The 20,663-nt window shown below is 71.9% G+C and carries 22 protein-coding genes; 12 read left to right on the top strand and 10 right to left on the bottom strand.

All coding sequences use genetic code 11. The features are described 5' to 3' along the window. The first annotated feature begins 3 nt into the window (after positions 1-3). From ACN27C_RS10935 to ACN27C_RS10925, 3 genes are all read left to right on the top strand, one after another. Positions 4-366, top strand: a complete 363-nt coding sequence (locus ACN27C_RS10935; RefSeq protein WP_135242222.1) for a DsrE family protein — start codon at positions 4-6, stop codon at positions 364-366. A 72-nt stretch (positions 367-438) separates the two neighbouring features. Next, positions 439-828, top strand: a complete 390-nt coding sequence (locus tag ACN27C_RS10930) for an SCP2 sterol-binding domain-containing protein (protein WP_357793080.1) — start codon at positions 439-441, stop codon at positions 826-828. Further along, the gene (locus ACN27C_RS10925) at positions 825-2,903 is read left to right on the top strand and encodes a glycogen debranching N-terminal domain-containing protein (protein ID WP_422751082.1); all 2,079 of its coding nucleotides are present in this window, start codon (positions 825-827) and stop codon (positions 2,901-2,903) included. The genes ACN27C_RS10930 and ACN27C_RS10925 overlap by 4 nt, the downstream gene beginning before the upstream one ends. A 2-nt stretch (positions 2,904-2,905) precedes the next feature. On the opposite strand, the gene ACN27C_RS10920 is transcribed toward ACN27C_RS10925, so the two are convergent. The 7 genes from ACN27C_RS10920 to ACN27C_RS10890 form a co-directional block, all read right to left on the bottom strand. Then, positions 2,906-3,754, bottom strand: coding sequence for a hypothetical protein (locus ACN27C_RS10920; RefSeq protein ID WP_422751081.1), 849 nt, complete (start codon positions 3,752-3,754; stop codon positions 2,906-2,908). 55 nt (positions 3,755-3,809) lie between these two features. After that, positions 3,810-4,862: a hypothetical protein gene (locus tag ACN27C_RS10915; RefSeq protein ID WP_422751080.1), complete on the bottom strand. Its 1,053-nt coding sequence runs from the start codon at positions 4,860-4,862 to the stop codon at positions 3,810-3,812. A gap of 130 nt (positions 4,863-4,992) precedes the next feature. Next, positions 4,993-5,331 carry a DUF1416 domain-containing protein gene (locus ACN27C_RS10910; protein ID WP_013288819.1) on the bottom strand — a complete coding sequence of 113 codons (339 nt, stop codon included), beginning with the start codon at positions 5,329-5,331 and terminating at the stop codon, positions 4,993-4,995. Beyond that, complete coding sequence (locus tag ACN27C_RS10905) at positions 5,331-6,179, bottom strand: sulfurtransferase (RefSeq protein WP_120572916.1); 849 nt, start codon at positions 6,177-6,179, stop codon at positions 5,331-5,333. The genes ACN27C_RS10910 and ACN27C_RS10905 overlap by 1 nt, the downstream gene beginning before the upstream one ends. A 205-nt stretch (positions 6,180-6,384) precedes the next feature. Then, a complete protein-coding gene (locus tag ACN27C_RS10900; RefSeq protein ID WP_310503780.1) occupies positions 6,385-6,462 on the bottom strand; it encodes an Ms5788A family Cys-rich leader peptide in 78 nt (25 codons plus the stop codon). A 133-nt stretch (positions 6,463-6,595) separates the two neighbouring features. After that, entirely contained in the window at positions 6,596-7,378 is a 783-nt protein-coding gene (locus ACN27C_RS10895; protein WP_120572915.1) for a DUF2993 domain-containing protein, read from the bottom strand. Between the two features lie 79 nt (positions 7,379-7,457). Continuing rightward, positions 7,458-8,504, bottom strand: coding sequence for a hypothetical protein (locus ACN27C_RS10890; protein WP_120572914.1), 1,047 nt, complete (start codon positions 8,502-8,504; stop codon positions 7,458-7,460). Positions 8,505-8,747: 243 nt separating this feature from the next. Between ACN27C_RS10890 and ACN27C_RS10885 the strand changes: the two genes are divergently transcribed. From ACN27C_RS10885 to pstB, 7 genes are all read left to right on the top strand, one after another. After that, positions 8,748-9,467, top strand: coding sequence for a winged helix-turn-helix transcriptional regulator (locus tag ACN27C_RS10885; protein WP_176722767.1), 720 nt, complete (start codon positions 8,748-8,750; stop codon positions 9,465-9,467). A 150-nt stretch (positions 9,468-9,617) separates the two neighbouring features. Continuing rightward, positions 9,618-10,472 (top strand): polysaccharide deacetylase family protein, encoded by an 855-nt coding sequence (locus ACN27C_RS10880; protein ID WP_252448343.1) that lies wholly within the window; start codon positions 9,618-9,620, stop codon positions 10,470-10,472. Positions 10,473-10,539: 67 nt separating this feature from the next. Then, complete coding sequence (gene mshD, locus ACN27C_RS10875; RefSeq protein ID WP_422751079.1) at positions 10,540-11,478, top strand: mycothiol synthase; 939 nt, start codon at positions 10,540-10,542, stop codon at positions 11,476-11,478. Between the two features lie 232 nt (positions 11,479-11,710). Continuing rightward, positions 11,711-12,808, top strand: a complete 1,098-nt coding sequence (gene pstS, locus ACN27C_RS10870) for a phosphate ABC transporter substrate-binding protein PstS (protein WP_358192250.1) — start codon at positions 11,711-11,713, stop codon at positions 12,806-12,808. Between the two features lie 41 nt (positions 12,809-12,849). Next, positions 12,850-13,935, top strand: a complete 1,086-nt coding sequence (gene pstC, locus ACN27C_RS10865; protein ID WP_120572910.1) for a phosphate ABC transporter permease subunit PstC — start codon at positions 12,850-12,852, stop codon at positions 13,933-13,935. Further along, on the top strand, positions 13,932-15,020 hold the full coding sequence (pstA, locus tag ACN27C_RS10860) for a phosphate ABC transporter permease PstA (RefSeq protein ID WP_358174200.1): 1,089 nt from the start codon (positions 13,932-13,934) through the stop codon (positions 15,018-15,020). Before pstC ends, pstA begins: the two co-directional genes overlap by 4 nt. A 20-nt stretch (positions 15,021-15,040) precedes the next feature. Next, entirely contained in the window at positions 15,041-15,817 is a 777-nt protein-coding gene (gene pstB, locus ACN27C_RS10855; protein ID WP_120572908.1) for a phosphate ABC transporter ATP-binding protein PstB, read from the top strand. Between the two features lie 114 nt (positions 15,818-15,931). Here the strand turns inward: pstB and ACN27C_RS10850 are convergent, their stop codons facing one another. Further along, entirely contained in the window at positions 15,932-16,759 is an 828-nt protein-coding gene (locus ACN27C_RS10850; RefSeq protein WP_422751078.1) for an NUDIX hydrolase, read from the bottom strand. 471 nt (positions 16,760-17,230) lie between these two features. Between ACN27C_RS10850 and ACN27C_RS10845 the strand changes: the two genes are divergently transcribed. Both ACN27C_RS10845 and ACN27C_RS10840 read left to right on the top strand, forming a co-directional pair. Then, a complete protein-coding gene (locus ACN27C_RS10845; RefSeq protein ID WP_357896342.1) occupies positions 17,231-17,920 on the top strand; it encodes a class I SAM-dependent methyltransferase in 690 nt (229 codons plus the stop codon). A gap of 59 nt (positions 17,921-17,979) precedes the next feature. After that, positions 17,980-18,948, top strand: coding sequence for a Gfo/Idh/MocA family protein (locus tag ACN27C_RS10840; RefSeq protein WP_422751077.1), 969 nt, complete (start codon positions 17,980-17,982; stop codon positions 18,946-18,948). 48 nt (positions 18,949-18,996) lie between these two features. Here the strand turns inward: ACN27C_RS10840 and ACN27C_RS10835 are convergent, their stop codons facing one another. Both ACN27C_RS10835 and ACN27C_RS10830 read right to left on the bottom strand, forming a co-directional pair. Then, positions 18,997-20,001, bottom strand: a complete 1,005-nt coding sequence (locus ACN27C_RS10835; RefSeq protein WP_120572904.1) for an inorganic phosphate transporter — start codon at positions 19,999-20,001, stop codon at positions 18,997-18,999. A gap of 4 nt (positions 20,002-20,005) precedes the next feature. After that, positions 20,006-20,632 carry a DUF47 domain-containing protein gene (locus tag ACN27C_RS10830; RefSeq protein WP_030504473.1) on the bottom strand — a complete coding sequence of 209 codons (627 nt, stop codon included), beginning with the start codon at positions 20,630-20,632 and terminating at the stop codon, positions 20,006-20,008. Positions 20,633-20,663: the final 31 nt, after the last annotated feature.

The following is a 20,663-nucleotide window of genomic DNA, read 5'->3' as shown; positions in this document are numbered from 1 at the left end:
GTCATGGCGCGCACTCTCGTCGTCAAGGCCACCGCCGGCGCGGACTCCCCGGAACGCTGCGCCCAGGCGTTCACAGTCGCCTCGACCGCAGCCGCGGCCGGGGTGGACGTCTCGCTCTGGCTCACCGGCGAGTCCACCTGGTTCGCCCTCCCCGGGCGGGCGGAGACGTTCGAGCTGCCGCACTCCGCGCCGCTCGGCGAACTGCTGCACGTGGTCCTGACCACGGGCCGGGTGACCGCCTGCACCCAGTGCGCGGCCCGGCGGGACATCGGCCCGGGCGACGTCATCCCCGGCGTACGCATCGCGGGCGCGGCGGTGTTCGTCGAGGAAGCGATGGCCGAGGGCGCGCAGGCGTTGGTCTACTGAGCAACCCGCCGGGCTGTCCACTCTGCCCGGTGCGCCGATCCTGGCCCGACATGTCCGGATTGCGCCTACGATGTGAACGTGAGTGAGGCCATCCGACAGTTCTTCGCGTCGCTGCCGGCGCGCGCCGCGTCGGTGCTGAACAGCCCGATCGGCGGCACGCTCCAGATCGACCTGGCCGACGGCAACCGCACCGAACACTGGTACGTGACGCTGGCCCCCGGATCGGCCCAGGTGAGCCAGGAGGAGCAGCGGCAGGCCGACGGCGTGCTCACGCTCTCCAGCGAACTGTTCGAGAAACTGGTCACCGGCCGGGAGGCCGGCATGGCCGCGGTGCTGCGCAACGAGGCCACGTTCAGCGGGCACGTCGTGCTGTTCCTGGCGTTCCGCCGGTTCCTGCCGGCCCGGCCCGACGTACGGGATCCGCGGGACGCCGCCCGCGAACACGTCCGGCGGCTGGCGTGAAGGACCGGGTCAGCATCCTCGACGGCAACACGTTCCTGGTCAGCGACGATCGCGGCAACATCCAGCCGTCGTACGACTTCCCCACCGGTCTGTTCTCCTTCGACACCCGGTTCCTGTCCACCTGGATCCTCACCCTCGACGGGGAACCCCTGCACGCGCTCTCCATCGACGACTCGCTGTCGTACAAGACGCGGTTCTTCCTGGTCCCCGGCGAGCCGACGCACTACCTGGACGCGAAGGTCTCGGTCATCCGCAGCCGCGCGATCGGCGGCAGCCTGGACGAGGAACTGACCCTGCTCAACCACTCCGAGCAGGAGACGGAGTTCCGGCTCCGGCTGGAGATCGGGTCCGACTTCGCCGACCTCCTGGAGATCAAGAACCAGCGCGACAAGAAGGGACACACGCTGCCCACGGTGGAGACGAACGCGCTGCGGCTGACCTACCGCCGGCAGGCGTTCCACCGCGAGACGCTGGTGACCAGCAGCGCGCCGGCCGAGGTCGACGAGAGCGGGATGACGTTCCGGGTCCGGGTCGGCCCGCACGGCGAGTGGACCAACCGGCTGCACGTCGACACGGTCATCTACGGCGCCCGGGGCGAGGACATCCGGGCCATCCTGCCGCTGGGCGGCCAGCGCACGGCGGCCGACATCGAGGCGGAGCAGAGCGAGCTGATCAGCCGCGCGCCGAAGCTGGGCTGCGACTGCGAGCCGCTGGCCGGGGCGTACCGGCGCAGCCTCAACGACCTGGCCGCCCTCCGGTACGAGTCGATCACGCTCGGCGTCCGGCTGCTCGCCGCCGGCCTGCCCTGGTTCATGACACTGTTCGGCCGGGACAGCATCTTCACCTCGCTCCAGGTGCTGCCGTTCCTGCCCGAGCTGGTCAAGCCCACTATCGTCATGCTCGCCGGCCTCCAGGGCAGCCGGGTCGACGACTTCCGGGACGAGGAACCCGGGAAGATCCTGCACGAGCTGCGCTACGGCGAGAGCGCCGGGTTCGAGGAGCAGCCGCACTCGCCGTACTACGGCGCGGCCGACACCACACCGCTGTTCGTGATCCTGCTCGACGAGTACGAGAGGTGGACCGGTGACGCCGACCTGGTCCGCAAGCTGGAACACGAGACCCGGGCAGCGCTCACCTGGCTGGACACGTACGGCGACCTGCTCGGCACCGGGTACGTCTGGTACATGTCCCGCAACCCGGAGACCGGCCTGCCGAACCAGTGCTGGAAGGACTCGCCGGACGCCATCTCCTACGCCGACGGGCGGATGCCCGAGTTCCCCCGCGCCACGTGCGAACTCCAGGGGTACGCGTACGACGCGAAGCTGCGCGGCGCCCGGCTGGCCCGCACCTACTGGAACGACCCGACGTACGCCGACCGCCTGGAACACGAGGCCGCGGCGCTGAAGGAGCGGTTCAACCGCGACTTCTGGATCCCGGACCGGGAGTACTACGCGCTGGCGCTCGACCCGCGGGGCCGGCAGGTGGACGCGCTCACCTCCAACATCGGCCACCTGCTGTGGAGCGGCATCGTCGACGAGGACCGCGCCCCCGCCGTCGCCGCCCACCTGCTCGGCCCGCGCCTGTTCTCCGGGTGGGGCGTGCGGACGCTCGCCGACGACCAGGGCCGGTACAACCCGGTCGGCTACCACGTCGGCACGGTGTGGCCGTTCGACAACTCGATCATCGCCTGGGGGCTGTGGCGGTACGGCTTCCGGCAGGAGGCCGGCCGGATCTGCGACGCCCTGCTCAGCGCGTCGCACTACTTCGACGGTCGGCTGCCCGAGGTGTTCGCCGGCTACGAACGCGCCCTCACCGACTACCCGGTGGAGTACCCCACCGCGTGCAGCCCGCAGGCGTGGTCCGCCGGCACACCGCTGCTGCTGCTACGGGTGATCCTGGGCCTGGAACCGCAGGGCGATCACCTGATCATCGACCCGGCCGTGCCGCCCGGGATGGGCCGGGTGGAACTGCTCGACATCCCGGGCCGCTGGGGCCGGGTGGACGCGCTGGGCCGCAGCCGGGAGCCGCACGAGGAACAGCCGTCGCCACCGGCGCTCGTCCTGCCCGGCGGCTGACGTCAGGCAGGGCAGGCCGTGGTCACCGCGACCCGGACCCGCTCCCCGCCCCGCTGCGCCAGCACCGCCGGGTCGCCCGGGCGCGCGTACGCGTCTGCCGAGTCCACCACCGGCGCGGCGCCCCCGGCGAACGCGGCGGCAAGCGGCTGATCGGCCGGCGCGGCCGCCTCGGACCGGGCGGTGCGGGCCGTCCCGCCGCCCGGGCAGGGCGCGGCGAGCACCTGGACCGGCCCGGTCGCGCCGCCCCAGCGGCCCAGCGCCGACGCCAGCACCGCCGACTCGGCGGCGGCGTCGGCGGACGGGGCCCGGTAGCCGGAACCCAGCGGGCGGCAGCCGGTGGCCGCGGTGAGCAGCACCCGGCCCGGGCCACCGGAGCGGCCCTCGACCGTGACGAACTCGCCCGCGTCGGCGCGCAGCAGCGGCTCGCCGTCGAGCGTCGACACGCCGGCCCGCCAGCCCGACGGCAGCCGGTCGGCGATGCCGCGCAGCACCTCGCGTACGTCGCCGCCGATCGCCACCTCGACGCCGCGTTCCAGCGTGGCGCCGTCGTCCATCGGCGTGATCCGGCAGCCGCGCTCCAGCCGGTCGGGCAGGAGCGCCGGTACGCCCGCGGTGCCGACCGCGGCGGTCAGCGCACCGATCGCCCGGTCCACCACCGGGCCGGCCTGGTCCAGCGACCGCTGCTCCTTGACCGTCGGCGCATCAGTGCGCACCGACCACCAGGTCAGACCCGCGAGCAGCACGGCCCACGCGACGGTGGCGACCGTCAGCCAGCGCAGCCGGCGTCGGCCGCCGGGGCCGGGCCGGCCGGGCGGGGTGGGCGGGGCGTAACCCGTCTCGACGGCAGTCACCCCGCCATGGTGTCACGCGTCGGCGAGCTGCCCGGCCGCGCCTCGGCACCCTCGCTCAGACCGGCACCGACCGGCGGGACAGCAGCCACAGCAGGTAGAAGGGGCGCTGCCGCAGCTCGCCGCGACGGTCGGCGTACTGGTCGGCGGCGAGCACGGCGGAGAAGAAGCCGCCCGCGCCCAGCATGCCGAGCACCGGCGCCAGTTGCGTGCCCTCGACCGCCACCAGGGTCGCCGCGACAGTCGCCACCGCCGCGCCGGCGGCCTGTACGGCCGAGCGCCGGGACACCCGGGCGACCTCGGCCCGGGCCGCCCGTACCCCCTCCTGGATCTCCGCGTCGAGCTTCGCGAGCTGCACGAGCGCCCGGTCCGGATCGGTGTCGACCTCCAGCATCCGGCCCCGCAGGTACGCCTGGGTCGCGGCGAGCGCGTCACCCTCCTGGGTCAGGATGGCGCAGTAGTCCCGCAGCGAGGTTCCCTCCAGCATCGGCAGGTCGAGCTGGAGCAGCGGGGTGACCAGCCGCGCCTTCACCGGATCCCCGCTCGGCACGTCGACGACCCGGTGCCCCTTGACGATCAGGTCGAGCGTGCGGTCCGGGTTGTCGCCCAGCTCGATCTGGCCGACGCTGTTGAACGGCGACGAGGTGGACTGGGCGTCCGGCGCGCGCGACTCCAGGTGGCTGCGGCGGAAGGTCTGCGGGAAGTAGACGAGCTGCCCCAGCTCCAGCAGCGGCGCGCAGTCCCGCAGGTACGCGCCGAGGCGGTCCAGGTCGTCGCACTCGGCGAAGAGCTCGTCGATCCGGATGTCCTCGTACCGGCAGCGCGGCCCGCAGTGGTCCGGGTCCTCGCCGCACCTCTTGCAGATCTCCCGGTTGACCAGATAGCGGTGCTCGCCGCCCGGCTGGGACAGGACCAGCTTGGCCGTGACGAGCGTGGCCCGCTTGGTGAGGAACGACAGGTCGGTGTCGAGGCTGGCGACCGAGACGTCGAACGGGCGCGCGCGGCCGGACCCGTCGGCGCGCTGGAGTTCGCGGACGATCGTCTCGCCCCGGTTGCCGTCGATGAAGTCGATCAGATAGCGGCGGGCGTGGGCAGCGGCGTCGTCGGGCACCTGATCCCCCTCCGGCGCGTCCGGGACGCACCGCCGTCCAGCCTGCCAGCCACTGCCGAGGCGCACAGTCGCCGGACCGGCTCGTGGCCCGCCACCCGGGTGGGCGGCGGGCCACGATCTACAGCGTGGGTCAGGCGGCGACCGAGACGGTCACCTCGTTGATCCCGCGGGCCGCGGACACGGCGGTGTCGCCGTTGCCGTGGCGCGACAGCGCGCGCAGCGTCCAGGAGCCCGGCGCGGCGAAGAACCGGAACTGCCCGGCCGCCGAGGTCACCACCTCGGCGGTGAACTCACCGGTCGAGTCGAGCAGGCGCACGTACGCGCCCGGCACGACCTCACCGGACTCGGCCAGCACGCGGCCGGTGATCACGGTCTCCTTCTCCAGGTCCAGGCTCGCCGGGAGGGGGGCGGACTGGTCCGGCGCGGCGCAGCCGGCGGCAGCCGTCGAGGCGGCGGAGGCGGCGGTCATCAGGCCTCCCCCGGCTCGTCGCCGAGCGCCACCGGCACCCCGACGAGCGAGCCGTACTCGGTCCAGGAACCGTCGTAGTTCTTCACGTTGCGGTGCCCGAGCAGCTCCTGGAGCACGAACCAGCTGTGCGAGGAGCGCTCGCCGATCCGGCAGTACGCGATCGTCTCCTTGCTGTCGTCCAGCCCGGCGTCGGCATAGATCTTGCGCAGCTCGTCGTCGGACTTGAACGTGCCGTCCTCGTTGGCCGCCTTCGACCACGGGACGCTGATCGCGGTCGGGATGTGGCCGGCCCGCTGCGCCTGCTCCTGCGGCAGGTGGGCGGGGGCGAGCAGCCGGCCGGCGAACTCGTCGGGGCTGCGCACGTCGACCAGGTTCTTGGTGCCGATGGCGGCGACCACCTCGTCGCGGAACGCGCGGATCGAGGTGTCCGGCTCCTGCGCGACGTACTGCGTCTTCGGCCGCTCCGCCACGTCGGTGACGAGCGGACGGGCGTCCAGCTCCCACTTCTTGCGGCCGCCGTCGAGCAGCTTCACGTCGCCGTGGCCGTAGAGCTTGAAGTACCAGTACGCGTACGCGGCGAACCAGTTGTTGTTGCCGCCGTACAGGATCACGGTGTCGTCGTTGGCGATGCCCCGGTCGGACAGCAGCGCCTCGAACTGGCTCTTGTTGACGAAGTCCCGGCGGACCTGGTCCTGGAGGTCGGTGCGCCAGTCCAGCTTGACGGCGCCGGCGATGTGCCCGGTCTCGTAGGCCGAGGTGTCCTCGTCGACCTCGACGAAGACGACGCCCGGGGCGCCGAGGTTCTTCTCGGCCCACTCGGCCGAGACGAGTGCGGTGTCGCGACTCATCAGATCACTCCCTGGTGAGGATGGTTTGGTGAGTCTGCGCGTGGAGATCGATGCCGATGGTTGTCGCACCACACGCGGACCCTGAGCTAGGAACGGATCACGGGTACGTGCGACGGCGCCGCTGCCGGGCGTTGGGGAGGGGGAACCGGGGAAGGTTCGTGGACCCTGGTGGCCGCCGTTCAGGCGGCCGGAGACAGCCCCGCCGTCAGATGACGGGGCGACACAGGCAGGTGGCCACGCGGCACAGGTCGACCGCGCGCCGTTTGGTGAGGTGGGTCCCCATGGGCAGGGAGATTACCAGCCGGGGCGACAGCTGCCACCAGGCCGACCAGCATCCGGGACAGGGACGGGCTTTCAGCCGGCGGAGTTGACGGCAGGCCGGCTTTCAGCCGGCGGAGTTGATGGCAGGCCGGCTTTCAGCCGGCGGAGTTGATGGGCACGTTCGCCGCGTCCGCCGTGACCACCAGGCCCTCCGGCTTCGGCTCCACCTTGCGCAGGTTGAGCTGGAACGGCAGCTCCGGCAGCGGCACGTCGATCGAGATGCCCTGCGCGTACCGGGTCAGCGCGGCCCGGGCCAGCGGCACGTTCGGCAGGCCGTCGGCGGTGAGGTCGTTGAAGCGCAGCGCCACCTTGTTGCCGGCCACCGTGACGTCGGCGGTGCCGTTGACGGTGAGCTTGATGCCGAGGACGTCCACCGGGGCGGTGACCGCGAGCTTGCCGTTGCGCTCGCCCAGCGTCAGCCCGGGGCGGTCCAGCAGCTTGGCCAGGCTCTCGTAGGTGACGGTGCCCCGCCCGTCCACGCTCTCGGCCACCACGTCGCCCCGGCCCGAGCGCAGCGTGTCCAGCGAGGCGGTCACGTTGCGCGCGTCCACGTCGAGTTTCGGCACCTCGACCGCGTCGCCCTGCACGTCGCCGCGCACGTCGGTGAGCTGGATCGAGATGCGCTCGTACCGGCCGTCGAGCACCTGGGTGAGGAACGGGAAGCCACCCACCTCGACCTGCGGCGCGGCGGACTGCGCGTCCTGCTTGGCGATCTCCTGCCGGACCTGGTCGGCGATGGCGCGCTCGGCCACCCCGGCGGCGACCCGGTCGGCGACGACGAGCAGACCGGCCAGCACCAGCAGCAGGACGATGAAGCCGATCAGCACCTTCCGGCCCCGTCGCCGGGGTCGGCTCTCCGCCGGATACGCCTCTGCCACGCCGTCTCCCGTCCTCGCCGCCGTCACCGCGCCTCGCGGCGCAACCGTACTTACCCGAGGCGAATCCTCCCCAACCGCGTCAGAGGAACAGCACGCACATGGCGTACGCGGCGGGCGCGGCCAGCGCGAACCCGCCCAGCGGCCCCTGCATGTGCCGGGCCACCCACATCGTCGGCGGTTCACCGGCCATCAGCCGGCCCGCCTCGGCGTACCCGACGGCGAGGTCGGCCAGGACGGCGGTGGCCGCGCTGACCACCCCGACCAGGGCGGCGCTGGTCGGGGTGAAACCGACCAGGTAGCTGCCGAGCACGGCGCTGGTGAGCGTGCCGAGCATGGCGCCGGCGACCACGCCCGCCGCGCCGCGCGGCACCTGCGGGGCGAGCCGGGGCCACGGCGCGATCGCGTCGGTGAGCCGGGCGACGAGCAACGCCACCCCGGCGGCGGTGAGGCAGACGGTGATCGCCTGGGTGCCCTTGGGGATCCGGCTGAGCACGACGAGCGTGGCGAAGGCGACCACACCCACCACGATGAGCAGGGTGCCGCCGAGCGAGTCGGTCACCCGGACCCGGTCCACCCGCCGTACGAGCTGTCCCAGCACGGCGAGCAGGAACCCGGCCGCGGCGGCGTAGCCGAGCGGGGCCAGGCCGGCGATGTCCGACTGCACGGCGGCGACGTCGGCGATCACCGCCGTCGCGGCGCTGACGAGCGCGACGACGAGCAGCGCGGGCGGCCGCATGGCCATCGTCCAGGCCAGCACGAACAGCAGTTGTACGCCGAAGATGATCGCGGCGAACGGCAGCCGGTGCCCCGGGCCCGAGGTCTGCGCGCCCAGCACCAGGCCGACGCCGAGCAGCGCCGCGAAGCCGGCGACGGTGAGCGCCAGAGGGCGGCGCACCGGGACCGGCGGCACCTCCTCCTCGGGCTCCTCGTCGGACTCGTCGTCGGGACGCCGGCCGGGGCCGCCCTTGCGCAGCCGGCGCGGGCCCTTGCGTTCCGGCCGGTCGCCCTCGTCGGCGGGGCCGGTACGCGGGGCGGGCGGGTAGCCACGGGCGGGGCCGGACGGCCCGGCGGACGGGTCGTCGGCCCACGGTTCACGACCGGTGTCGCGCGAGGTGGAGGGAAACACGCCCCGATCGTGCCAGACCCGGGCGGCTCGGCGGAGGTCCCGGTTTCGGTGACGTTAAAACCTGCGCCGCGATCGAGGGCAGAAAGGGCAAACGGTAAATCGCGCGAAGGTGACGGCCGGTCCATCGGTTACGCTCAGGCCGTTACCCGCCCGTCGACGACGCCGGGACCCACGCAAGTTCACAGTGCCGCCCCACCGGGCGTGTCGCTGGTCGCGCGCGGCCGGAAGGCCGCCGGGACGGAGGTGATCGTGGAGCTCCTGCTGCTCGTGACCGCGCGGGCCGGTGAGCCGTCGGCGGTGCTGCCGGCACTCGACCTGCTGCCGCACTCGGTTCGCACCGCACCCCGTGACGTCCGCACGCTGGTCTCCGGCCCGACACCGGACGCCGTCCTGGTGGACGCCCGCTCCGAGCTGAGCGAGGCGCGCGCCACCTGCCGGATGCTGCACGCCACCGGGCTCGGCGTGCCGCTCGTCGCGGTCGTCACCGAGGCCGGGCTGATCGCGCTCAACGCGGACTGGGGCGTCGACGACGTGATCCTGGCCGGTGCCGGGCCGGCCGAGGTGGAGGCCCGCCTGCGGCTCGCTGTGGGCCGGCTCAGCAACGCCACCGCCGGCGCCGGCGGCTCGATCCGGGCCGGTGAGCTGAACATCGACCCGGACACGTACGCCGCCAAGCTGAAGGGCCGGCCGCTCGACCTCACGTACAAGGAGTTCGAGCTGTTGAAGTTCCTGGCCCAGCACCCGGGGCGGGTGTTCACCCGGGACCAGTTGCTGCGCGAGGTCTGGGGCTACGACTACTTCGGCGGCACCCGGACGGTGGACGTGCACGTGCGGCGGCTGCGCGCCAAGCTCGGCTCGGAGTACGAGTCGATGATCGGCACGGTGCGCCAGGTGGGCTACAAGTTCGTCGTCCCGCCGTCGCGCTCGCTGCCGGAGTCGGAGCCCGCCCCGCTGCCGGTCTGACCGCCCACGCTCCACCCCGCTAGAGGGCACTTTTCTCGTATGCCCTTTTTGCCCGATCAGTCAGCCATATCCTGGCTGCCGGAATTGTCGGGCTAAGGGGGCGACGGTGCGTGCGGTGAACACGGGGGCGACGAACGGCCGGTACCGCTGATGCGGGGCCCGACGCTGCGCGCCGCCGGCCTCGTGACCGTCGTGCTGGCCGGCCTGCTCGGTTCGGCGTTCGCGCTGGGCCGCAGCCTGGTGCCCGACCCGCATCCGTCGGCCGCCGGAGTCGCCACCACGCTCAACGGGCCGCGGTACGGCGATCAGCCACCCAGCACCGACTTCCCGGGCGGCACGGCCAGCGCCCGGCCGAGCCCCGACGCCGCGCCGGACGCCGCCCCGGTCGAGCCCGACGGCGACGGCCCGTACGGCTCCCTGGTCGCCACCGGCTCGTCCCGGGTCGCGCTGACCTTCGACGACGGCCCCGATCCCCGCTGGACCCCGCAGGTGCTCGCGCTGCTGGCCCAGTACGGCGTGCGGGCGACGTTCTGCGTCGTCGGCGAGAACGTCGAGGCCCACCCGGACCTGGTCCGGTCGATCGTGGCCGAGGGCCACACGCTGTGCAACCACTCCTGGAACCACGACGTCAACCTGGGCAAGCGATCCCCGGCGACGATCCGGGCCGACGTGCTGCGCACCAACGACGCGATCCTGGCCGCCGCGCCCGACGCGCGGATCGCGTACTACCGCCAGCCCGGCGGGGCCTGGACGCCGTCCATCATGTCGGCCTGCGCCGACCTGGGCCTCACCCCGCTGCACTGGAGCGTGGACCCGTCGGACTGGAAGGCGCCGGGCGCCACCACCATCGAGGCGATGGTCCGCTCCCAGATGGGGCCCGGGGCGATCGTGCTCATGCACGACGCGGGCGGGGACCGTTCCGGCACCGTCAGCGCGTTGCAGCAACTCCTGCCCGAACTGCTGACCCGGTTCGAGTTGGAGCCGCTGCCCGTCGGCACCCCGTGACGAGCGCCACCGATCGCCGTCGCCGTCCGGCGCGAACCGCGGCCCGCCGGCCGTTACCGTGACTCAGATGAGCAGCACCGAGCCGACGAGTGGTCCCGCGACCGACCGGATCGACCGGGCGGACCGGCTGACACCGGACGAGGTCACCGAGGTGCTGGCGCTGGCCCGCGCCGCCGGTGACGCCGACGGCGCCGACCCGCTCGACGAGCACGTGCTGCTGCGGCTGCGCGACCCCGAGGCGCCCGCCGTGCACCTCACCGCCCGGACCACCGAGGGCACCCTCACCGGGTACGCGCACCTCGACACCACCGCCCCGGCCGAGGGCGTCGGCGTGGAGATGGTCGTGCACCCGGCGTACCGGCGGCGGGGTTCCGGCCGCGCGCTGGCCCGTGGCGTGGTGTCCGACGCGCCCGGACCGCTGCGTGCCTGGGCGCACGGCGACCACCCGTCGGCCGCCGCGCTCGCCGTCGACCTGGGCTTCTCCCGGGCACGGGTGCTCTGGCAGATGCGCCGCCCACTCACCGCCGAACTGCCGGCGCCGGTAGTGCCGGACGGCGTGACGCTGCGCGTGTTCCGGCCCGGCGAGGACGACGAGGCCTGGCTGGCGGTGAACAACGCCGCCTTCGCCCAGCACCCCGAGCAGGGGAAGTGGACGCTCGACGACCTGCGCGTCCGCATCGCCGAGCCGTGGTTCGACCCGGCCGGTTTCCTGCTCGCCGTCGACTCCGCCACCGGGCGGCTGCTCGGCTTCCACTGGACCAAGGTGCACGAGCGGCCGGGGTCGGCCCGGATCGGCGAGGTCTACGTGCTCGGCGTCGACCCGTCCGCGCACCGGGGCGGCCTCGGCCGGGTGCTCACCGCCGCCGGCCTGACCCACCTGCGCGACGAGCGCGGGCTGGACCGGGTGATGCTCTACGTGGACGAGAGCAACACCGCCGCGGTCGCGCTCTACGAGCGGCTGGGCTTCGCGCGCTGGTCCGCGCACGTCAACTACCAGCTCGGCTGAGCGCTCGCCTACCCGGGAAAATCGCCACAAAGGCGATGCCGGGCCGCTAGTTCACGAAATGGACAACCCTTCCTCAGCGTACGGCCACCTCGTCGGCTGAACGTGTTCACCGCGCGTTCACTTGCGTCCGGCGAACCGTCCACCTGGCCCTCCTACCTTCATGTCAGCCGGTCAGCGCCGGCCCCCGGCACTCCGGGCGACCTGACCAAAGACGTGAAGGGAAACCCCTGAAGTGAAGCTCCAGCGGCACGGCGCCATCGCCTGTCTCGCTCTTACCGCGGTTCTCGGTCTCAGCGCCTGCGGCTCGGACAACAACGAGCCGGCGAGCGCCTCCGGTTCCACCGCCGCGGTGGACTGCGCGACGGGCACGCTGAACGCGCAGGGCTCCTCCGCCCAGAAGAACGCCATGGCCGAGTGGATCAAGGCGTACCAGCAGAAGTGCGCCGGCACCACGATCAACTACGAGCCCAGCGGCTCGGGCGCCGGCATCCAGGCGTTCATCGCCGGCACCGCGGACTTCGCCGGCTCGGACTCCGCCCTCAAGCCGGAGGAGCAGCCGCAGGCCGACGCCAAGTGCACCGGCGGCCAGGCGCTCAACCTGCCCATGGTCATCGGCCCGGTCGCTGTCGTCTACAACGTCAACGGCGCGGACAACCTCCAGTTCAGCCCGGCCACCCTGGCGAAGATCTTCGCCGGCAAGGTGACCAAGTGGGACGACCCGGCGATCAAGGCCGACAACCCGGACGCCAAGCTGCCGTCGACCGCGATCCAGGCGGTGCACCGCTCCGACGAGTCGGGCACCACCGACAACTTCACCAAGTACCTCTCCAAGACCGCCGAGGCGGACTGGACGCTCGGCAACTCCAAGGCGTGGAAGGCCCCGGGCGGCGTCGGCGCGGCCAAGTCCGACGGCGTGGCCAGCAAGGTCAAGAGCACCGACGGCACCATCAGCTACGTCGAGTGGTCGTACGCCGAGAACTCCGACCTGAAGATGGCCAAGATCAAGAACGGCAACGGCGAGTTCGTCGAGCTGACCGGCGACTCGGCCGGCAAGACCATCGCGGGCGCCAAGTTCGAGGGCCAGGGCAACGACCTGAAGATGTCGATCGACTACAACACCAAGGAGGCCGGGGCGTACCCGATCGTCCTGGCGACCTACGAGATCGTCTGCAGCAAGGGCCTCGCCGCCGACAAGCTGCCGCTGGTCAAGGGCCTGCTCGGCCACGCCGCCAGCGCCGAGGGGCAGAAGGAGCTCGTCGAGCTGGGCTACGCGCCGCTGCCCGAGACCGTCCGCACCAAGGTCGAGGCCGCGGTCGAGAGCCTCTCCTGACGCTCCGACCGACACCTCCTCAACACGAAGCGAGCGAGCAGATGGGTGACACCCCTCACCGCTCGGCCCACGCCGGCACCGGCGGGAACCCCGTGGCCACGAGCCACGAGCGACCCGCCGGTGCCTCGGCGCGTGTGGCCGAGCGCCCCGGCAACCCGGGCCGCCCCGACGGTGGCCTCGGCGGCGGCGGTGCCCTCCCCCGGGCCCGCGCCTTCGGCGCGGAACGGGCGTTCCGCGGTCTGACCCTGGCCGCCGGCACCACGGTCCTGGTGGTCATCGCGGCCATCGCGATCTTCCTGGTCGCCAAGGCCGTCCCGGCGCTGCGGGCGAACACCGAGTCGTTCTGGACGTTCGAGGGCTGGTTCCCGAACGACGACCCGCCGCAGTTCGGCATCGGCGCGCTCGCCTTCGGCACCGTCCTGAGCTCGCTGCTGGCGCTGCTCATGGCGGTGCCGGTCGCGCTGGGCATCGCCCTGTACCTGTCGCACTACGCGCCCCGGCGGCTCGGCAACGCCCTGGGCTTCCTGATCGACCTGCTCGCCGCCGTGCCGAGCGTGGTCTTCGGCCTCTGGGGCCGCGACTACTTCGCCCAGCCGGTCGCCGACCTGTCCGCCTGGCTGAACAGGTACTTCGGCTGGATCCCGATCTTCGGCGACGGCCCGTACGGCAACTCGATCCTGCTCGGCTCGGTGGTGCTCGCCATCATGGTGCTGCCGATCGTCACCTCGCTGTCCCGCGAGGTGTTCCGGCAGACCCCGACCGCGAACGAGGAAGCCGCGCTCGCGCTCGGCGCCACCCGCTGGGAGATGATCCGCACCGCGGTCCTGCCGTACGGGCGGCCGGGAGTCATCGCCGCGGTGATGCTCGGCCTGGGCCGGGCACTGGGCGAGACCATCGCGCTGGCGCTCACGCTCGGCTCGACGTACGCCATCTCGTTCAACATCCTGCAGAGCGGCGGTAACTCGATCGCCGCCAACATCGCCAACCGGTTCGCCGAGGCGAACGACACCGGCCGGGGCGCACTCATCGCCTCCGGCCTGGTGCTGTTCGCGATCACGCTGATCGTCAACATCACCGCGCGGGCGATCATCTACCGGCGGCGCGAGTTCACGGAGTCGGCCGCATGACCACCACCCTCACCCCCCGCCGCCCGCGCCCGCCGGCCCAGCCGGCCACGCTGCGGGCGAGGCGACTTCCCGCGTACGCCGCTCCGGTCATCGCCGTCGCGGCGCTGCTGCTCGCGGCGGCCCTGGTGTACGGCGCCGGCGTCGGCGGCCCGGTCCTGGTCGTGGTGGTCGGCGCGTTGCTCTACCTGGCCGGTCTCTTCGTCGCGGCGAACGCAGTGGAGGGCCGCCGGTCGGCCCGCAACCGGACCTGGAGCGCGCTGATCCACTCCGCGTTCGTGCTCGCCGTGCTGCCGCTCGCGTCGGTGGTCTGGACGCTCGTCAGCAAGGGCTCCGAGCGGCTGGACGCGAACTTCTTCGGCACCTCGATGAACAACATCGGGTCGCGGGACGCCAACGGCGGCGCGTACCACGCGATCGTCGGCACGTTGCAGCAGGTCGGCATCGCCACGCTGATCACGGTGCCGCTCGGCGTGCTCTGCGCGATCTACATCGTCGAGTACGGCCGGGGCCGGTTCGCGTTCACCATCCGCTTCTTCGTGGACGTCATGACCGGCATCCCGTCGATCGTCACCGGCCTGTTCGTGCTGGCCTTCTGGGTGCTGATCGTCTCGCCGTGGTTCAACGACGGGCGGCCCGGCTTCTCCGGCTTCGCCGCCGCGCTGGCGCTGAGCGTGCTGATGCTGCCCACAGTGGTCCGCTCCACCGAGGAGATGCTCCGCCTGGTGCCCGCGCCGCTGCGCGAGGGCGCGTACGCCCTGGGCGTACCGAAGTGGAAGACCATCCTGCGGGTCGTGCTGCCGACCGCGCTGCCCGGCATCGTCACCGGCATCATGCTCGCCATCGCGCGGGCCGCCGGCGAGACCGCGCCGGTGCTGCTCGTCGCCGGCGGCGGCGCGGCGATCAACTTCAACCCGTTCGAGAACAACCAGTCGTCGCTGGCCCTCTTCGTCTACCAGCAGGCCGGAGAGGCGTCGAAGTACTCGCCGGCACGGGCGTGGACCGCGGCGCTGACCCTGGTCGCTCTCGTCCTCGTCCTCACCGTGGCGGCGAAGCTGCTGTCCCGCCGCAACCGGCTCGGCCGATGAACCCCGGAGGTACCGCCACCATGGCCAAGCGCATCGAAGCCACGAACGTGACCGCCTACTACGGCGGGTTCAAGGCGATCGAGAACATCAACCTGACCGTCGAGCCGAAGACGGTCACCGCCCTGATCGGGCCGTCCGGCTGCGGCAAGTCCACCTTCCTGCGGTCGATCAACCGGATGCACGAGGTGCTGCCGGGCGCCCGGGTCGAGGGCAGCCTGACCATCGACGACCAGGACATCTACGACCGCGACGTGGACGTCACGGCGGTCCGCCGCATGATCGGCATGGTCTTCCAGCGGCCGAACCCGTTCCCCACCATGAGCATCTTCGAGAACGTGGTGGCGGGGCTGCGGCTCAACGGCGTCCGGCGCAAGTCGATCCTGGAGGAGGCGGCCGAGCGGGCGCTGCGCTCGGCGAACCTGTGGGACGAGGTGAAGGACCGCCTGGCCAAGCCCGGCGCGGGCCTGTCCGGAGGTCAGCAGCAGCGCCTCTGCATCGCCCGCACCATCGCCGTCGAGCCGCAGGTCGTGCTGATGGACGAGCCCTGCTCGGCGCTGGACCCGATCTCGACGCTGGCCATCGAGGACCTGATGTTCCAGCTCAAGGACAAGTTCACGATCATCATCGTCACGCACAACATGCAGCAGGCCGCCCGGGTGTCGGACCGGACCGCCTTCTTCTCGATCGAGAAGACCGGCGACCCGGGCCGTCTGATCGAGTACGACAACACCCAGAAGATCTTCAGCAACCCGGCCCAGAAGAAGACCGAGGACTACATCACCGGCCGCTTCGGCTGACCCCTTTCTCTCCCGCTCTCTCTTCCGCGCGATCTTGCACTTTCGGCCCTCGTGCCGGGCGGATCGCCCCTTATGTCAGGGCGCTGAGTGCAAGATCGGCGCGGGGGTAGGGCGTCAGTGGAGGTGGAAGCGGGGGGCGGCGGGGTCGGAGAGGTCCAGGTGGGGCGTGATCGGCGTACCCGGGTCTCGGTCGGCCGCGGCTCGGGCCACGCCCGGGAGGTCGCCCGCCGCGGCCACCTCGGCAAGTGTGACCATCGTGGGCGGCAGCATGGTCAGCTCGCCGGCCTCCGCCCGGGCCAGGGCGTCCGCCGGGCGCAGCCACAGCGTGTGGTCGGCCTCGCCGGAGACGTCCCGGGTCCGCTGTCCCTCGGGCAGCAGGGCGACGAAGAAGTACGTGTCGAAGCGGCGCGGCTCGAACTCCGGCGTGATCCACCGGCTCCACGGCAGCAGCAGGTCGGAGCGGAGCGTCAGGCCCTTCCCGGCCAGCAGGTCCGCGAAGCCGACCCGCCGTCCCTCCAGGTCCTGCCGGGCCGCCTCCCAGTCGTCGCCGCTCACGTCGCCGACGACCGTGTCGGGGTCCGGCCCGGCGAGCAGCACGCCCGCCTCCTCGAAGACCTCGCGGGCGGCGGCGCACACCACCGCCTGCGCGGCGGCCGGGTCGAGCTGGAGCCGTTCCCCCCACGCCGCCGGGTCCGGGCCGGCCCAGCCGAGGTGCGCCTCCGAGTCGGAGCGGTCCACCCCGCCGCCGGGGAAGGCGTACATGCCGCCGAACGTCATGGCCGCCACCCGGCGGATCATGTAGACCTCGAACCCGTCGCCTACCGGGCGGAGCAGCAGCACTGTGGCGGCGACGCGGGGCACGGCCGGTACGGCGCCCTCGGCCCGGAATCGGCGGGCATGCTCCACCAGGGCGGGGGGTGCGGCGAAGCCGTCGATCGTCATGCGCCGAGCCTAGTTCCCGCCCGGGCGGCCCGGCCGGGGGCGGCCCGGCCGGGGGGCGGCCGGGCGCGGGCACACGGCGCCTCACCTCACCCGCCCTCCCCGATCAGACCACCTGGTCACGATGCGTAGTTTTCGGCCCCGAGCAGCAGACACCCCTCCGTCGACTTTGCTCTGCAGCCAGATCCGCATCTGCAACCTTCCGTGAGCGGTGCGCATGAGGCTGCAGAGCAAAGTCGGCGAGAGGCAGTCAGCCCGGCCCGCGAAAGTGCTGCCTTATGTCCGGTTGGGTGCCTTTGGGTGCCAGCATTCGGCGACAGGGCAGGCGGAAGCCATCACGCTGAGCAATCTTCACGCTGCGTGTTCCCCATCGAGCAACGTCAGCCCTCGCGCTGTGCGGGAGCGGTGCCGCAAGGCGCGACGCCGCCCCGCCGCCCGATGGCGTCCTCCTCCGTTTGCGGCGATGCTCGTTGGGTGACGGATCTCGACAACCAGGCGGGGTACTGGAACTCCACGGGTGCCACCAAGACTTTCGGCCACCCGGTCGCACTTCCGTGGCTGGACGGCATCGACCGGCGGGCACGGGTTCTCGACTACGGGTGCGGTTACGGTCGGCTGGTCGGGCTGCTCGTGCGGCAGGGCTTCGAGAATGTCGAGGGGGTGGATGTCGCGCCCCGTCTCGTCAGCCGCGCGAAGAACGAGCAACCCGGCGCGCGATTCACGGTTCTCACCAACCGTCCGCACCTCGACCAGCAGGAGGACAGCGTCGACCTGGTGCTGCTGTTCGCGGTGTTGACGTGCATACCCGGCGACACCGGGCAGCGGGAACTGGTGACGGAGCTGCGTCGGGTGCTACGGCCGGGTGGGCTGCTCTATGTCAGTGACCTGTGCCTGCAAGAGGATCACCGCAACCGTTCCCGGTACCAACAGTTCGCAGCGAAGTACGGCACCTACGGGATCTTCGAGACCGGCGACGGGGTGGTGTGCCGACACCACACCACCGACTGGCTGGACCAACTCTTCGGCGATTTCGCCCTCGTCACCGGGCGCGAGGTCGAAGTGGAGACGATGAACGGCCGCCCGGCCCTGGCCACCCAACGGTTGATGGTCAAGCCGCATGCCGAAACACCGCGGACCGGGCGCACGGCCCCCGCCACCGCCTGACGTCCCGACGGGTGGATCACCCTGCCGGCCCCGGAGCGGGAAGGGATAGCGTGCCGGGCATGACGCGTTGGGGAATCCTGGCCACCGGAAACATCGCCGCCCGCTTCGCCGAGGATCTGCGGCTGGTGCCGGACGCCGAACTGGTCGCGGTCGGCTCGCGTACCCGGGAGAGCGCCGAACTGTTCGCGCGCCGGCACGACGTGCCGCGGGCGTACGCCTCGTGGACGGAACTGGCCGCGGACCCGGACCTGGACGCGATCTACGTGGCCACCCCGCACGCCGCGCACCACGAGGCGGCGCTCGCCTGCCTGGCCGGCGGCAAGGCCGTGCTGGTGGAGAAGCCGTGCACGCTGGATCTGCCGACCACCACCGAGCTGGTGGAGACGGCCCGCGCCCGGGGCCTGTTCCTCATGGAGGCCATGTGGATGCGGACCAATCCGCTGATCCTGCGCGTGCTGGAGCTGATCCGGGACGGCGCGATCGGTGAGGTGACGCACGTACGGGCGGACTTCGGCGTGGCCGGCCCGTTCCCGCCGGAGCACCGGATGCGCGCTCGCACGCTCGGCGGCGGCGCGCTGCTCGACCTCGGCGTCTACCCGCTGAGCCTGGCCCACCTGGTGCTCGGCGCGCCGCAGCACGTGCAGGCGTGGGCGAAGCTGACCCCGGAGGCGGTGGACGAGAACACCGGCATGGTGCTCGGATGGGACTCCGGCGCGGTGGCGACGCTCAGCTGCGGCATGGTCGGCGCGACAGCGATCACCGCGTCGATCACCGGTACGACGGGTCGGATCGACCTGCCCGAGCTGTTCTTCCGGCCCGCGCACGTGGTGCTGCACCGGGCCGGCGCCGAGCCGGAGACGATCCCGGCGGACCTGACCGGCGGCGGCTACCAGTACGAGGCGATCGAGGTGCAGCGCTGCCTGGCGGCCGGGCTGACCGAGAGCCCGATGGTGCCGCACGCCGCCACGCTTGAGGTGATGGGCCTGATCGACGACATCAAGGCCCGGATCGGCGTCTCCTACGCGTGAGGGGTCCCCCGCCACGGCGGGGAACCCCTCGACGTCAGCGCGCGGAGATCAGAACAGGGGCCGGACCAGCAGGTACGCGAGGCAGGCGATCGCGGCGGCGGCCGGGAACGTGATGATCCAGGCGATCACGATGTTGCCCGCCACGTTCCAGCGCACCGCGGAGAGCCGTTTCGTCGCGCCCACACCCATGATCGCCGAGGTGATCGTGTGCGTGGTGGAGATCGGTGCCTTCAGCACCAGCGCGTTGAAGTAGAGCACCGCGCTGGCCACGGTCTCGGCCGCGAAGCCCTCCGCCGGGCCGAGGTCGATGATCTTCCGGCCGAGCGTCCGGATGATCCGCCAACCGCCCGCGTACGTGCCGGCCGCCAGCATCGCGGCGGAGGTCCAGAAGACCCAGCCCGGGATGTGCGTCTTGCTCTCCTGGAAGCCGCCGGTGTAGAGCGCGAGCACGATGATGCCCATGGTCTTGGCGGCGTCCTGCATGCCGTGGCCGACCGACATGGCGGCGGCGGACGCGGTCTGCGCCCACCGGAAGCCGCGGCTGAGCTTGCCGGGCTGGCCCTTCCGGAACAGCCACATGATCGCCAGCATCACCAGGAAGCCGAGGATCAGGCCGACCACCGGCGAGAGCACCATCGGGACGAGGACCTTCTCGATGATGGTGCCCCACTGGACGATGCCGTCGGCGGCGAACAGGGTCGCGCCGACCAGGCCGCCGAAGAGGGCGTGCGAGGACGAGGACGGCAGGCCGAAGTACCAGGTGATCAGGTTCCAGATGATCGCGCCAAGCACGCCGGCGAAGACCACGCCGAGGCTCTCCACCCCGGTCGGCAACGTCACCAGCCCGTCGCCGACCGTCTTGGCCACCCCGGCGCCGAAGTGCGCGCCGACGAAGTTGCCGACGGCGGCCAGCGCGAGCGCGATCCGGGGGGTCAGCGCCCGGGTCGAGATGCTGGTGGCGATCGCGTTTGCCGCGTCATGGAAGCCGTTCGTGTAGTCGAACGCCATGGCGACCGCGATCACCGCCAGCACGGCGATGAGTTCGGGACTCACTGGATCAGGACTCCTTGACCGCGATGGTCTCGACGGTGTTGGCGACGTGCTCGAAGGCGTCGCAGGCGGCCTCCAGTTCGTCGGCCACCTCCTTCATCTTCAGCACCGTGAGCGCGTCGTACTCACCGGAGAAGAGGCGTACCAGCAGCATCCGGTACGCCTGGTCGCCGTCGTTCTCGAGCCGGTTGCACTCGATCCAGTAGTCCTCGAGATCCTTCATCGACTTCAGCCGGGGCATCGCCTCGGCGGTGAGCTTGGCCTGCAGGTCGAGCACGTTCACCAGCTCGTGCAGCTCGCGCGGCAGCGACGGGAGCTTGGTCAGGCCGTACAGGTAGAGCAGGTTGCCGACCGCCTCCAGGTGGTCCATCACGTCGTCGAGCAGCGAGCCCAGCCGGTAGATGTCCTCCCGGTCGAACGGCGTGATGAACGTGGAGTTGATCTTCTTGTACAGCTCGTGCGTGATCTGGTCGCTGTCGTGCTCGATGTCGGTCAGCCGCTCGCTGATCGACTGCACGTCGGCGCCGGGCAGACCCAGCTCGTTGAGCAGGTCGGTCCCCTTCACCAGGTTCTGCGCAGCCCTGGTGAAGAGCTCGTAGAAGGCGCCCTCGGTGGGACGGAAGGAAAACTTCACAGCACGGACCTCGTCGTGTCGGTGGAAGGGT

The sequence above is a fragment of the Micromonospora sp. WMMD1219 genome (assembly GCF_049315215.1).
GTDB classification, from domain to species: domain Bacteria; phylum Actinomycetota; class Actinomycetes; order Mycobacteriales; family Micromonosporaceae; genus Micromonospora; species Micromonospora tulbaghiae.
The sequence above is the reverse complement of the archived record's forward strand: the minus strand, read 5'-3'. Positions and strand labels throughout refer to the sequence as shown.

Coding starts and splice junctions, on each gene's coding strand:
- ACN27C_RS10935 (WP_135242222.1), top strand. CDS start 4: ATGGCGCGCACTCTCGTCGTCAAGGCCACCGCCGGCGCGGACTCCCCG.
- ACN27C_RS10910 (WP_013288819.1), bottom strand. CDS start 5,331: ATGACCGCCGCCTCCGCCGCCTCGACGGCTGCCGCCGGCTGCGCCGCG.
- ACN27C_RS10905 (WP_120572916.1), bottom strand. CDS start 6,179: ATGAGTCGCGACACCGCACTCGTCTCGGCCGAGTGGGCCGAGAAGAAC.
- ACN27C_RS10900 (WP_310503780.1), bottom strand. CDS start 6,462: ATGGGGACCCACCTCACCAAACGGCGCGCGGTCGACCTGTGCCGCGTG.
- ACN27C_RS10880 (WP_252448343.1), top strand. CDS start 9,618: ATGCGGGGCCCGACGCTGCGCGCCGCCGGCCTCGTGACCGTCGTGCTG.
- mshD (WP_422751079.1), top strand. CDS start 10,540: ATGAGCAGCACCGAGCCGACGAGTGGTCCCGCGACCGACCGGATCGAC.
- pstC (WP_120572910.1), top strand. CDS start 12,850: ATGGGTGACACCCCTCACCGCTCGGCCCACGCCGGCACCGGCGGGAAC.
- pstA (WP_358174200.1), top strand. CDS start 13,932: ATGACCACCACCCTCACCCCCCGCCGCCCGCGCCCGCCGGCCCAGCCG.
- pstB (WP_120572908.1), top strand. CDS start 15,041: ATGGCCAAGCGCATCGAAGCCACGAACGTGACCGCCTACTACGGCGGG.
- ACN27C_RS10850 (WP_422751078.1), bottom strand. CDS start 16,759: ATGACGATCGACGGCTTCGCCGCACCCCCCGCCCTGGTGGAGCATGCC.
- ACN27C_RS10840 (WP_422751077.1), top strand. CDS start 17,980: ATGACGCGTTGGGGAATCCTGGCCACCGGAAACATCGCCGCCCGCTTC.